General features: G+C 58.4%; 12 protein-coding genes. 7 read left to right on the plus strand and 5 right to left on the minus strand.

What is annotated here, in order from left to right; translation table 11 throughout:
* The first annotated feature begins 22 nt into the window (after positions 1-22).
* Complete coding sequence (locus tag IGS16_RS09100) at positions 23-2,251, plus strand: hypothetical protein (RefSeq protein ID WP_297085064.1); 2,229 nt, start codon at positions 23-25, stop codon at positions 2,249-2,251.
* Between the two features lie 23 nt (positions 2,252-2,274).
* Here the strand turns inward: IGS16_RS09100 and IGS16_RS09105 are convergent, their stop codons facing one another.
* From IGS16_RS09105 to IGS16_RS09115, 3 genes are all read right to left on the minus strand, one after another.
* Positions 2,275-2,958, minus strand: coding sequence for an ATP synthase F0 subunit B (locus IGS16_RS09105; RefSeq protein WP_297085065.1), 684 nt, complete (start codon positions 2,956-2,958; stop codon positions 2,275-2,277).
* Complete coding sequence (coaD, locus tag IGS16_RS09110) at positions 2,859-3,419, minus strand: pantetheine-phosphate adenylyltransferase (protein WP_297085066.1); 561 nt, start codon at positions 3,417-3,419, stop codon at positions 2,859-2,861. The genes IGS16_RS09105 and coaD overlap by 100 nt, the downstream gene beginning before the upstream one ends.
* Positions 3,420-3,705: 286 nt before the next feature.
* The gene (locus IGS16_RS09115; protein WP_297085067.1) at positions 3,706-4,641 is read right to left on the minus strand and encodes a carbohydrate ABC transporter permease; all 936 of its coding nucleotides are present in this window, start codon (positions 4,639-4,641) and stop codon (positions 3,706-3,708) included.
* Between the two features lie 528 nt (positions 4,642-5,169).
* Here IGS16_RS09115 and IGS16_RS09120 point away from each other — a divergent pair.
* The 5 genes from IGS16_RS09120 (at position 5,170) to IGS16_RS09140 (ending at position 9,321) form a co-directional block, all read left to right on the plus strand.
* The gene (locus IGS16_RS09120) at positions 5,170-5,625 is read left to right on the plus strand and encodes a hypothetical protein (protein WP_297085068.1); all 456 of its coding nucleotides are present in this window, start codon (positions 5,170-5,172) and stop codon (positions 5,623-5,625) included.
* Positions 5,626-5,731: 106 nt separating this feature from the next.
* The gene (locus tag IGS16_RS09125) at positions 5,732-6,118 is read left to right on the plus strand and encodes a hypothetical protein (protein ID WP_297085069.1); all 387 of its coding nucleotides are present in this window, start codon (positions 5,732-5,734) and stop codon (positions 6,116-6,118) included.
* Between the two features lie 4 nt (positions 6,119-6,122).
* The gene (locus tag IGS16_RS09130) at positions 6,123-6,659 is read left to right on the plus strand and encodes a hypothetical protein (RefSeq protein ID WP_297085070.1); all 537 of its coding nucleotides are present in this window, start codon (positions 6,123-6,125) and stop codon (positions 6,657-6,659) included.
* Between the two features lie 98 nt (positions 6,660-6,757).
* The gene (locus IGS16_RS09135) at positions 6,758-8,158 is read left to right on the plus strand and encodes a hypothetical protein (protein WP_297085071.1); all 1,401 of its coding nucleotides are present in this window, start codon (positions 6,758-6,760) and stop codon (positions 8,156-8,158) included.
* 758 nt (positions 8,159-8,916) lie between these two features.
* On the plus strand, positions 8,917-9,321 hold the full coding sequence (locus IGS16_RS09140) for a hypothetical protein (RefSeq protein ID WP_297085072.1): 405 nt from the start codon (positions 8,917-8,919) through the stop codon (positions 9,319-9,321).
* Positions 9,322-9,626: 305 nt separating this feature from the next.
* Here IGS16_RS09140 and IGS16_RS09145 read toward each other — a convergent pair whose 3' ends face one another.
* Together IGS16_RS09145 and IGS16_RS09150 are read right to left on the minus strand one after the other, a co-directional pair.
* Positions 9,627-10,688, minus strand: a complete 1,062-nt coding sequence (locus tag IGS16_RS09145; RefSeq protein WP_297085073.1) for a low specificity L-threonine aldolase — start codon at positions 10,686-10,688, stop codon at positions 9,627-9,629.
* Between the two features lie 64 nt (positions 10,689-10,752).
* A complete protein-coding gene (locus IGS16_RS09150; protein ID WP_297085074.1) occupies positions 10,753-11,709 on the minus strand; it encodes a tetratricopeptide repeat protein in 957 nt (318 codons plus the stop codon).
* 387 nt (positions 11,710-12,096) lie between these two features.
* On the opposite strand from IGS16_RS09150, the gene IGS16_RS09155 reads away from it, so the two are divergent.
* Entirely contained in the window at positions 12,097-13,392 is a 1,296-nt protein-coding gene (locus IGS16_RS09155; protein ID WP_297085075.1) for a hypothetical protein, read from the plus strand.
* Positions 13,393-13,407: the final 15 nt, after the last annotated feature.

Raw genomic sequence — 13,407 nt, forward strand, 5'->3', positions numbered from 1 at the left:
TCCTTCTGCTCCTGCGGACGAGTTGCCGCTGTCTGCATCTGACCCATCGCAACCCTGGCTCGAAAGCTTTGATCCAGAAGACTATGAGCCAGATCTAGCGCTACAGGATTTGATGCAAACTCTGGGGATTGCTCCGGAGGCGCTGTCGCGGCTGCTGTCTGCCTTATCGGAGGTGTCTGGCTCCGGTTCGCCCCAGGCAGGCAAACCCGCTGAAGCATCGGCAAAGCAAGCTGAGAATGTCCAGTGGTATCTGGGGTTGGACATTGGAACAACGGGCATTTCGGCAGTGCTGCTGAGATATCCAGCGGGAGCGCTGTACCCGGTTTACTGGCTGGAATTGCCACCTGCGTCGGAGCGCAATCGCCTGCCCGCCCGCAAGACGTTTCGGCTGCCCGTGCAGGTGCAACTCAGCGCGGCAGATGAGAGCGATCAAAATACGGCTCCCATTGCGATCGCCCCCCTCTCTGCCAGCCTCGGCCAGCCGCGCACCCAACAGCCCCATCGGCTCACTCTCAGCCACCTCAAGCCCTACCTGCAAGTCGGCGTGCCCTACTATTCCACCGAGACGCTGCAATGGGAACCCGTCGCCCGCTGGAGCGACACCCAAGCCCTGCCGCTGAGCCTGTTTCAGCAAGCGCTGCGGACGCTGTTGGTGAGCCTTGCATTCTCGACGGGCGGCTATGCCTCCGAAGACGTTGCCACGACAACCCCATTGCTTACCTGCGGCGCGGTGGATCTGGAAGAAGCCCAGTTTCAGCTTGCGCTGCGGCAGTTGACGGGCGTGATTGTCAGCTATCCCGCCAACTGGTCAGATACCTATAGCTTCAACCTGCGGGAGGCGATTTTGTCGGCTCACTTGGTTCGCCGGCCTGAGCAGATTTTTCTGCTGGAAGAGGCGATCGCCACGCTGTTGTCTGGCTTGCCCAGCCCCGATGCACGTCCGCTGAGGCTCTCGCCTGCCCCGGCCCAGCCCGCCGACCTCTACACCGGCAACTGGCAGGGCGGAACCCTGGTGCTGAGCGCAGGCGCAACGCTGACGGAGTTAGCACTGGTGAACTTACCCAGCCAGTTGCAGCACCTCAGCCCCTGCGACTTCGTAACTCGCACGCTGCCCTACGCGGGCACAGCCCTCGACCAGGACATTCTGACTCAACTGGTGTATCCTGCCTGGGTGCGCCAGACCCACGGCCCGCAGCGCCCTATTGTCGAAACTCCCAAGAATGGGGGCGATCGCCCAACATCGTCCAACGTCTTGTCCCACAAACCGGGCGGAGCAGACTGGCACGAACCTCCCGTTTCTCCCGAAGCAGCAGCCGACCCCTGGCTCGCCGTAGGATGGGACGACTTGACCCTGCCCGCAGTAGGCGATCCCGACCCGGCCCACCGCCACCGAATGCTGCAACGGCTACGGAGTTCCGATCTGGGACTCTGGCTGCTGCATATTGCCGAGCGAGTCAAGATTGCGCTCCAGCAGCAGGAGCAAGTCAGCCTCACGCTGGGCAACCAGATCCTCAGCCTGACGCGCCACGACCTCAGCAGTCGGGTGTTGCTGCCCTACATAGAGCGGCTGAATCGGGAGCTAAACACACTGCTGCGGCAAACCGGCCTGTCGCGGCTGGAAATTCGCCAGGTGATTTGCTCTGGGGGCAGCGCCTCGCTAGTGGCGATCGCCCGCTGGCTGCATCAAAAGCTGCCCAACGCCACCATCATCCAGGACACTTACCTGTCAGCGGGTCATGCCTCTACTGCCTGTAGCCGCGTCGCCTACGGTCTGGCGGTGTTGCCGCTGCATCCGCAGGTGCTGAATCGGCCGCGCCACCAAACCAGCGACTATTATCTGCTGATGGAGTTGCTGCGAACCTTCCCTGAACACCCTGTCACCCTCAACAGCGTGCTGCACACGCTAGAACGGCGCGGCATCGACACCACGGCCTGTCGTCAGCACATTCTCGCGCTGCTGGAGGGGCATCTGCCGCCCGGCCTGGTGCCGATGCTGGACACAGCGCTGCTCATGCCTACCACCGCCAGCCAGTCTACTGCGGCCCAACTGCTAGAAGCACCGCTGTTTTTCAAGCAAGACAACCAGACCTATCGCCCTAACCTCCGACAGTGGCAGCGCCTCCGCGCCTACCTGGATATGCTGCTGGCCACCACCTACCAGAAGCTGACCGAGCCGCTGCAAGGGGCGCTGGTTGAACCCAGAAAGCAGAGCGGCAGAGATCAGAGATCAGGGCTAGACTTCAGTCGCTAGCCCTAAAACTCAGACCCAAGACTCTATTTCTTAGGGCGATCGCCCCCCCGCGGCAGGTTTCGGGCTGGGGCTTCTGGACGAAGCTGCCCACGGCCGTTGCGAACAACCCGCAGCATGTCGGAAAACTGCTGCTCCAGGTCTTGCAGAATGCGATCGGCGTAGTCATCTGCGCCAGCCTGGATTTCCTCACACTCGGCGATCGCCCGCCGCCGCATCTCTTCAATTTCCTGCTGAGTTTGCCGCCGCATCCGCTCAATTTCCACCATCGCCTGCTCATGGGCCACTTCACACTCTTGCTGCACGCGCTGGCGAATCTGCTTCATCTCTAGCTCCGCCTGCCGCACTAGCCCCATCTCGTCGAGGATTTGCGCCGCCCGTCGCTCTGCCGTTTCGATGATTTCCTGGGCGTATTGCTCCGCCTCCAGCAAAATCTCTTCCTTGTGCTGAAGCAGCTTCTTCGCCTCTTCAAACGCCGGATGCAGGTTCATCTGCACCAGCTCCAGCTGATCCAGCACTTGATCCTCGTTGATCAGCGTCCGATTGATAATCGGCAGCCGTGACCCTTCCAGGATCATCTCTTCCAGCTTGGCCAGTTCGCGCTGGATGTCTACTCCACCGACTCGGCTTGCCTCTCCATTGAGGCTGGCGTTGGCGCTGGTTCCGTTGCGGTCTGGGGCGATGCGGTTGGGGGAGTCTTGGCGTAGCATTGGCAGATATCTAACGCGACGGCGGAAGGGACGAGATGATCAACGGGGCCGCCAAATTTGGCGATTTCTTTAACTAGGCTGCTGCTCAGAAAACTATACTCGCTCGAAGTCGCCAGGAAGAAAGTTTCGATATCCTCAGCCAGGGTCTTATTGGTGTGGGCCATCTGCAACTCCTTCTCAAAATCGGAGAGGACGCGCAGCCCCCGCAGTAAGACCTTTGCTCCTTGCATTCTGGCATAGGTCACGGTCAATCCATCAAATGTGTCAACTTCGACATTCGACAAGTGCTGAGTCGCCTGCTGAATTTGCGCCACCCGCTGATGAACCGGAAACAGCGGCGTTTTGCTTGGATTCCGCATAACGACGACAATCAGCCGACCAAATAGCCGACTGCCGCGCTCGATGATATCGAGATGCCCCAGGGTAATAGGGTCAAAACTACCAGGATAAACCGCTATCACAGGATTGTGTAGTCAGATTTTAAGGATCGATGGCAACGGTGACGATGCAGGCAAGAAGCAAATCTTGTCCAATCAGCGAAACAAGTATCGAATGTAACCGAGCAGCTTATAGGACGAGTTTAGTCGGGTTAATGAATGGGATGCACTCAGAACAATTCGGTTCATGAAAATGATAGATGCCCAGACATTATACGGCGAAGCTTTCTAGAAGCTAACCGGAAAGTTTTATCTAAAGTTTTGCAAGGGTTTTGCCGAGGTTTTGTTAGAAATCGTCAGAAATCATGCGTCATCCAGGCAAATCTGGCGATTCCGAACGCAGCATCAGCCGCAGCACCGACAGCCCCAAGATAATCAGAAACAGCACCAGCCCTATCGTACAAGCGTAGCTCAACTCCAAATCCTGAAACGCCCGCTCGTACACGTAGTAAACCATTGTTTTGGAACTGTTGCGCGGGCCGCCCTGCGTCATCACAAACACCTCCTCGAATACCTTCGTTGCCGAAATGGCAGAAATCACCGCCACCAGCAGCAGATAGGGCCGCATCAGCGGCACCGTAATATCCCAATGTTTTTTCCAGCCTGTGGAGCCATCGATCGCCCCCGCTTCATACAAATCCGCTGGGATTGCTTGCAGCCCCGCCAGGTAAATCACCATGTAATAGCCCAGCCCTTTCCAAATCGTCACCGCCATGACGCTAAACAAGGCCAGTTGCGGGCTGGTCAGCCAGGGCACACCCGCCTCCGATAGCCTCAGCCAGCGCAGCAATTGGTTCAGCAGCCCCGTTTCGGCATAGAGCCAGCGCCAGGCGATCCCCGCCACTACCATCGAAATCACCACAGGCGTATAAAACGCTGCCCGAAACCCGCCAATTCCCGGTAATGCCCGATTTACCAAGATGGCCAGGCCCAGTGGCAGCGTCACCAAGATGGGAACAACGCAAATCAGGTAAAGCAGCGTGTTTCGCAGCGTTTGCCAGAAGATGGGGTCGCGGACGAGGCGCTGGAAATTTGCCGTGCCGACCCAGGCAGGGGACTGGGTGATGTCAAATTCAAACCGGGTGAAACTGAGGTAGAAGGCGTTGAGCGCGGGGTAAAAAATCGTCAGCCCCAACACCAGCAGCGCCGGAGCGAGAAACAGGTAGGGCGTGAGCCGTGAAAGCCATATCCTAGTGCGGTCTGAGTGGGCAGCCGAAGCGTGTTCAGTAGACAGGGGGGAGGCCATGGGTTTGAGGATCAGGGAACGGCCCAGCAAGTGTGTGATACAGAAGGAATCATAACGTTGCTGCGTCGCTGGGCGCACGAGATAGGCGCGATGGCGTGGGAAAAGAGGGGCGGAAATCGTTCAGAGAACGGGAATACGAGCCAGACACCGGCCTCCAGAAAAAGCGCACAAAAGCTAGGGCGTTAGATCATTTACGTTTTAAGTACAATTGTACTAAACTAAAGGAACGCAGTTTTTTGGGGGCGATGTTGCTCTGCAACGATAGCGCGATCGCCAATTTCACTCACCCCACCGCTAATTGCCCACTGCGAATTGCTCACCGCTTACTACCCACTCCTTATTGGATTGCAATATCTTGCAGTGCATTATCTTGTACTGCCTGTTTTGGATTGCACTACTGTAAACCCGCTTTGTTGCAAGCCCGACCTGAAGTTGGTGTTCTGAATTCCCGAATCGCCTGCAATGCTTCCAATTTTCGGATGGATCAGGCTTCGGGCTTCCCGATCTTCCCTCGCGCTAACGTGCCCCATGCAAATCCGCCCTATGCAAATTCAGCTTGCCCCCGCTCCGCCCAAAGCAAACGGTTCATCCCCAGCGGCTTCCCCAGCTACTCCGCGTTCTTCAGCGTCGGCTGACCCGGCTCTTTCTAGAGGGCGAGCGGTCAGACGGACTCGCCCCCAATTGTCGGCTGGCTATCCAGCTTGGGGGCGAAGGCTGGCGAAATGGCTGCAACCGCCGACCGAGCCGTTGTCGTTTTGTGCCGAAGCGGGGGTTTGGTTGGCGGGTGGTGTGCTGTTTCGGGTGGCGACGCACCAAATTCTAATGGCGCTGCCGCAGCTTTGGGTTCCCGTAGCGATCGCCCTGCTCACCCCTGCAATCGTGGCAACGGCCCTGTCGTTCCGAGTTCCTCGCCTGTCGCTGCTATTGGGCTATCGCCTCTGTCTGATTGCTGCTGGACTCTTCCTGACCGGATTTTGGCTCTAAAGTTAACCCCCTTCACCCCCCTTAATTCCTATGAGCGTACTTCTTGGAGCGGCCTGGCTATTGATTGTGCTGTCTTGCTTCGTGCTAGTTGGCGAAGGAGGAAATGATGAAGCGCCGTAAACCCGAACGCAAAAACCCCTCATCCTATTTGGTGATGGGTGGGTCGCTGCTGATGCTGGCGATGCTGATGACGGATTTGGGCGATCGCCGCCCCAAGCCGGTCAGTAACAAGTGTCTGGAGGTGGTGCAGTCGCAGTCGGTGCTGCACCGCGACAAGCTTTCACAACTGCTCAGCATTCCTGAGCGCAGCAGCCGGGAGCAGGTGAAAGCGGTGATCAGCGAACCCTACTGTCGGCTGCCGCAGATCGAAATTCGCGCTGGAGTGCCCGCCGAGCGCGAGGCCTATCCGCTGGCATTTGACCCGCAGACCTGGTTTGTGGTGCTGTATGAGGGCAACGAGTATGCAGGCTATGACTTTGTGTTTAAGAAGTAGCGTCTTGAGTGGGCGGCAAACCCAGAACGCTCACAGCAACCGCCAGAGTCGATGGCAAATCTGGGGGGTGATTCCCGTAGGGAAAGTGTGCCGCACCGCTTGCGCGAACGCTTTGCGAATCGCCCTGCTGCTTCCTCTGGCAGCTTGCGGCATAGCCCAGGAACCGCCAACTGCTCGCAGTGTGCCCATCCATCAGACCTGGCAAATCCAGCCGGGAAGTGCGATCGCAGGTCATCGTGTGCTGGCGGGGCTAGGCGATATTTCCATCGATTTGGCAGGCGGGCAAGTCTATGCCCCGTTTGATGGACAGATACAACCAACCGCGGGCGATTGCGTGGTGTTTTCCAGTCCCGAAGTGCCTGCGTATCTGCTGCGGCTGTGTGGGCTGCGGCGGCCCAGCTTGGGCAGCGTGCGAGAAGGGCAACCGCTGGGGCGGGGCGAGGTACTGCATTTTGCCGCTCTCAGAAAACAAACCGACGGCCGCTGGGCCCTGGTGGAACCATCGGCCGCGCTGCTCACCCGAGTGCTGCGATTTCCATAGGGATCGCTGCGCGAATCGCCCCAGTCTCAGTAGACGCTTAACTGGCAATCCAAAATCGCCAATCCAAAATCGAAACCGTTCCCTGACCGACCTCCAACATGGCAGAATTGGCAATCCTGGGTTATATCGTCGGCGGCTATCCGCTGGACTGGGCGGACGACTCGCCCGGCCCGTCGCTGACGCTGGTTGTCGAGTCGCCCTGTACCATCCGCTGGTCTACTTTTAGAGGACTGCTGGCGGGATCGATGGCGCTGGTGCTGGCGGGGTCGGTAGTAAACCAGACGGCGTTGGCGCGAGCCTCGCGGAGCGATATCGCCCCTTCCCAGACTCCCCTATCACTGGAGTTATCGCCTCCTGCCTCCAGCCCCACAGATTCCAATCCACCAGGCTCTACGATTGCGGCGATCGCCCCCTCCGCGCCACCCGAACCTGCTGCTCAGCCGCCTATCGTACCGCTGGCCGTGCCCCCTCAAGCGACCGAACCACCATTAGGAAAAGGACGAACCGCCGCCCAGCTAAAGCTGCCACCCCCGCCGCCCAGCGCAGCCGCTCCCAACCTTGCGAATATCCAGGTCGCGCCGCCTGCGCTACTGCCCGATGTGTCGTCCTTGGGACAGGCACCGCCGCCAGAAACCTCTCCGCCCGTTTCTTGGTCTGAAGTGCCTGTTTCTATGACGCTGGCGGTATCACCGCCCGTTGCCAAAGATCCGGCGCTGAGTTTTGATCTGGAAATGGCTCCGGCGGCAATTGCCCCGGTCTTGGCTCCAGCGTTGCCAGAAGATCCGGGGGTTGCGGTGCTGTCTGCAATGCTCCAGGCGGCCTTTGCGGGTGGAGTAGACTCGCTGGTGGCGATCGCCGTGGGCAGCGCCGAGGGCACACGCACGCCGCGCGGCGACTACACAGCCGCCTACCAGGGGCACACCGATCCGGGCAACGGCGTGTGGAACCTGGGCACCTTTTCTTATCAGCACGGTGCTGCTTCCCCGGTCGAAGCCGACCGCAAGCAAATCCAGCGGCTCCAGCGGCAAGCGCATCAACTCCAGCAAATTGCCGCCAAGCTAGGACTAGAGCTAAGTCTGGCAGAACAGCTAAACGGTATTGATTTGGCGAATCAATCGCCCCGTGCGGCATTGAGTCGAGGCGGCTATCTCGATCGTCTGCTCGAAGCGCGTCAGCAGGGGATCACGGGCGAAGAAGCGATTCTGTGGGCCCGCACCCGCGCCTTTCTCGACCCCGACACGCAGCGCTGGAATGCACCAGGGCTGGGCAACACGACCGAAAGTATCACCCGCGACCAGGCTCGCCGGATGGTGGCCGTGCAACGGGCGATCGCCCTCAATCCCACGAAAGCCTTGCTAATCAGCCCATCGACGAACTCTGCCACGGCTTCACACGCGATACAACCCTCGTCTTCGCTATCCGAAATTTCGCCCGATCGCTCTGTAGCTAAAAACACCGACAGTTCGATTAGTCGCTTGCTGTCGTTCGACCAGCCGTAATCCTAACGGAATTCTGTTGGAAAAGGGTAATTTCAGGTGATCTAACTTCGGCAGCAGGACGTTGGAGGATTTAGTCTCAGAAAGTCAAGCTCAATTCTGAGGGGCTGCCCGTCGGGAACTTTCTGAGCCAATCCTCAGTCGTGCCCGACTGTAAGTGACACCATGAAGATTTAGCCTATCGTCATCGGAGCTATACGGAGTTTTACGGACTTGATGCTCGAAGATCCGCAAGCGGATCAGTCTAAGTGATGATTGTTACACAAATCAGTTGATCTTCTGCGGACTATACGGTATGTTTGTGTATACGTTGTGCGACACACTCAGTTGAAATACGGAAAGCCCAAAAGTCTGCGAAAAGTTTTTATCAAGAAATAACTTTTCCTACCAGGCTTTTTCGGTTTCGGAAAGCGACTGGGATCTCGTGTCTGCATAGCAGCTTTTGAAGGTGCAATCCCTGCACTGCCCGGAGCGTCCCTCTGCACCATATCTGATTTGTTTGCATACGTCTGTTTACATATGTCTGCATATGACTGATGTCCAAGGAGCAAGATGGGCCGCTGCCCAAACGTGTTCCCCGCTGCCTTTTTCTCAGTGGAGTTTCCCCTTATGATGGGGCGGCTTTAGGGCCTGACGACTTGGGCGATCGCCCTCCGGATTGCAGGTTCAGGATCACGCTTGTTTTGTGTCTTTTCGATCTCGTGTCTTCCCCGTTTGTTGATGTCTTGGCTTTGATAACCCCTCAGGTGACATCCTTTAAGATGAGCTTACGGCAATCCTTTTCAGAGCCAGAAGGGAACCAGAGTAGCGACAGCTCTGGCGCTCTGTCAGTTTTTTCTCCTGTTCTGCCGCTATTTCGACGCATTCCGCCAGAGCGGGTTGGGCTATGCGGCGAATATGACTACGACGGACTTTCTAAGCGGGTCGAGCATTGCTTCCGACAGCACTGCCGCGAGATTGACCTGCTGGGGCTGCGCGTCAGCCAGCGGGGGGCGATCGTCTTGCTGACCGGCCGCTTTCCCAACCCACAGACCAAGCACGAACTGGTCGCCTTGGCGCTGGGCGTAGAGGGAGCCGTCGGTGTAGAGGTGAACGGAGAGACGATCTTCCCGCCGCTGCGAACCTGTCACCTGAGCGTGCCCGCGTCGCTGCACCGAGCTGGCTAGTTGAAAGAGAAAAAAGAGCAGATCAAAAAGGGCAAGGTTGCTCAAACAAGGCGCAAAAAGGGCTCGGTTAGACGCTAAGGGCATCTGACGCGTGCCCGGCGGAAGGAAAAACAGGCTCAAGCGGCCTGGCTAATGTTGAGGTCAGCACTGGTCTCTAGAGAGGTGATAAGCAACGGGAGCGATCGCCCTAGAGTTCGGATCTTACAGAACGATGCCCATGTGTTTTTTTGAGGGCGATCGCCACCAAAATCGCCGCACAAATACGCAGGTCATAAATCCCAGCTTTTTGGTAAGAGTTCCCAGGGTCAGGAGGCGATCGCCCCTTCTACCATCCGTCGGCTGTGGTGCTGAGCGGCGCTGAGGAATGCGTCTACGTCTGCTTCGGCCGTGTTAAACGCGGTTACCAGGCGCACCATCGAGCGACCGTCTGACTCCCAGGCATAGAACTGAAAGCCGTCTGCCTGGAGTCCTTTCAGGATGGGGTCGGGAAAGCGGACAAATAGCTCGTTGGCTTCGACAGGATAGGCGAGAGTTACGTCGGGAATTTGCCGCAGTCCAGAGGCGAGGCGCTGGGCCAGGCGGTTGGCGTGGGCGGCGTTTCGCAGCCACAGGTCTTCGGTCAGATAGGCTTCTAGCTGGGCGGAGAGAAAGCGCATCTTGGAAAACAGGTGTCCGCCCCGTTTGCGGCGATATTCAAATCCGGCAGCCTGTTCTGGATTAAAAAAGAGGACGGCCTCGGCGGCGATCGCCCCATTCTTGGTTGCCCCGAAGGAGAGCATGTCTACGCCCGCTTTCCAGGTCATCTCGGCGGGCGTGCAGCCCAAGCTGACCAAGGCATTGGCAAACCGCGCCCCGTCCATGTGCAGCGGCAGGTGGTATTGATGGGCCACCTGGGCGATCGCCCGAATTTCTTCCAGCGTATACACTGTGCCCGCTTCGGTTGCCTGGGTAATGCTGACGGCGGCAGGCTGGACATGATGCACAAACCCAATGCCTGCATGGGCCAGCGCGTGGGCCAGTGCCTCCGCCGTGATTTTGCCGTTTTCCCCTGGGAGCGTCACCAGCTTTGCGCCGCCAGTAAACAGTTCCGGTGCGCCGCACTCGTCTACGTTGATGTGGGCTTCGGCGTGGCAGTAGATCGCGCCATAGGGCGGCGCAACGACCGACAGAGCCAGCGCGTTTGCCGCAGACCCCGTGGCCACCGGGAACATCAACAGGTTCGTTTCAAACAGGTCACAAAACCGCTGCTGAAGTCGCTGCGTGATTTCGTCATCACCATAGGGCATAGCGGCCCCGCCATTGGCAGCAATCAGCGCAGACAGAATTTCGGGCGACGCTCCGGTCACGTTATCGCTGCAAAAGTTCATGGGTGGCTGAGAGAGTGCTGGTTGCAGATTTTAAGGGGGTTGGATGTGGCAGATTGTGAACCGTTTAGGGATTGCCTGTGACGCGGGATGGCGAAGAAGGGCTGCTCTCGGACGCAGGGCTGCCTGCTGGGAGGGTCGTTGGGCTGGGCAGGGGCGTTGTGCCTGCGGGTGCATCCGCTGGAGCCGATTCCAAGGGCGATGCAGCAGTTTGCCCCTGTCCGCCGCTGGCAAGCTGATTGATCTGATCTTTATATTGCGCTGGAGCTAGGGCAGCGGCGCTGTCGAACAGGGGCTTGGCTTCTTCGGTGCGTCCGGCGGCTTGCAGAACGAGCGCCTTGCCCAGCACTGGGCGAAAATCGAGGGCGTTTTGCTCGATGGACTGGTCATAGAGGGCGATCGCCTCTTGCGTCCTGCCCTGCTGCGCGTAGACCCGCCCCAGCAGCAGTTGCACCGAAACCACATCGACGCTGCCCGGAGCCACCCGATTTCGCTCATCGGCGGTGCGGAGCGTGTCTTGCAGCAGGCTGACGGCCGCTTCGGGGCGCTGCTGCTCTAGCATCAGGTCAACAAACCCTTGCAGCGCGTTGATATTTCCCGGCTGGGTGTCCAAAATGCTGCGGTAGGCCTGGGCGGCTCCTTCGCGATCGCCCACGCGCTGTTTTGCCTGGGCCAGCAGCACGGTGTAGTCGCTCTGGTCAGGGTTGAGCTTGGCCAGCTTTTCCAATGGCTCGATTGCGCCCTGCACGTCGCCCTGGCGAATGCGGGTTTCCAGCAGCCCCCGCAGCGCGGTTTGATTGTCGGGTTCTCGTTGCAGCACCAGCTCATAGCCCCGCGCCTGATCTGCCAGTTCCGCCTGTTGCGACGCAGGAGACGCGCCGGGCGTGGCGCTGGGCGACGCACCCGAACTGGCCACTCCTGACCGCAGCGCCGTCATGAACGGCAGAAACAGCAGGGCCAAGAAAGCGAAGGCGGCGATCGCCATCACCCCGTTAACAATCCAACGATTGCGCTTGTCAAACACGGCCAAACCCCAAACTCAAATAGAAATTCGTCATTTGTCAAATGCCATTCCATTATGATCCAACATTGAAAACATCAGCCGAAATCCCTGACGCGGGGCGATCGCCTCTGTATAAGTCAGCAGGGAATAATGATGCCCCGCGCTATGCAATGGGGCAGGCCTGGCTCTGTCTAGGTCCACTCCCTGCTAGGGGGGGAAATGCCCCAGCCACCCTGAGTCGATTGGCCCAGAAACCGCCCAATCGATAAAAATGCCTATCAAGACTGGCAGCCAGCATCAACCTGGATGTTAACCTAGTGTTTATTTCCAAGTGGTTCGCTTGTTGTTTCACTGGCATTTACCTGTCAGCGTTTGCGGGTGGATGGGTTCCCGCAATAAGGAGGTTGCATGAGTTCGTCTCGCGCTCAGTCGTCCAAGTCTTCTGGGTCATCGTCGTCCCCCAATGAACCGTCTCAGGCATCATCTGCACCTGAGCTATCCTCACCAGTACCGACCGATATGGATCAGATTTCCGCCCCCGCTTTGTCCAGCGATGCCCCGACCGTGCCATCCGATTTGCCCACGCCCAACGGTGCTGACGCTCATGCCCACCAGCCGGATGCCTCAGAAAGCCTATCGCAGGATGACAAGACGGCTACTGTGAAGCCGCTAACACCACCCAAGCCGCCCAAGCCGCCTGCCCGCCCGGCCGCCGCCAAACCCGAAGAAGACCCCAAGCCTCAGAGCATCAAGCCTTCGGTCGCAGAACCCGCAGCAACGCCAGACAAAACACTGGTTGAGTCCCCAGCGACGACTGAACCCGTGGCGGAGGTGGAAACTCAAGAGAACGCTGAGGCAGCCTCTAAAGCTATTGACGCAGGCGTAACTGAAAAGAACACCCCGCGAAATCACCCCATTCCGCCTGCTAGCGAACCCATGCAGTATCGCGCAATTGGGCTGGTACGCGGCATCTATACACCCTCCGAAGAGCAATTTACCCGTGGCACGCTAGCAACAGAAGACGGCACTGTGATCGATGCTGTGCTGCTGGGTCGAGTGATGAGCCTGGTGAAAAAGCATCTCGACCTGACCCAAGCTCACCTGTGGGTGGTGTATCCCCGCACTCGCGAAAAGGCGACGGATCTTCATGCTCAGATTGTGGGAGTCTGGGAACCCGAAAGTTTAACCAAACCCAAAGAGGCAGATGAGCCAGAAACGGGTGAAGCCTCATCTGAATCTGAAACAGTGCCAGAGTCCGCGATGCCGGATGGACTTACCGACGGTTACTTCTCGGTGCGGGGCGAGGTAATGTCAGTTTCTCCCGAAGACAACCGCGTCGTTGTGCGTGTACAACAGTCCCCCAAGAAGACCGACAAACCTGGTGAAGACAAGGAGCGGATGTTCAAAATCATCCTGCATGGAACTCTGGAAGGCAAAACTGTCGGCTATTTCTGGGATTTGCACGTACAGCGACAGGGTAACAACCTGACTTTGCAAGGCGGCACGCTGATTGGTCTGGTACCACCCAAGAAGCGCAAGTCTAAGGGTGGCGGCCCACGCAACAACTTCGCTCGCAAGAAGCGATTCCCCGATCGGGGCGGTGGGCCGTCTCGTCCCGTTCGCGCTGGCGAGGGTGGGGCAGCGCCGGCTCCCGTGCGGCGTGAGGGCATATCTAAGCCTGTGAAGCGCCAGAAAGATTCTTAGTGTGGGTTTGGTTCC

It is taken from the genome of Thermoleptolyngbya sp. C42_A2020_037, from assembly GCF_015272455.1.
In the GTDB taxonomy this organism is placed as follows: domain Bacteria; phylum Cyanobacteriota; class Cyanobacteriia; order Elainellales; family Elainellaceae; genus Thermoleptolyngbya.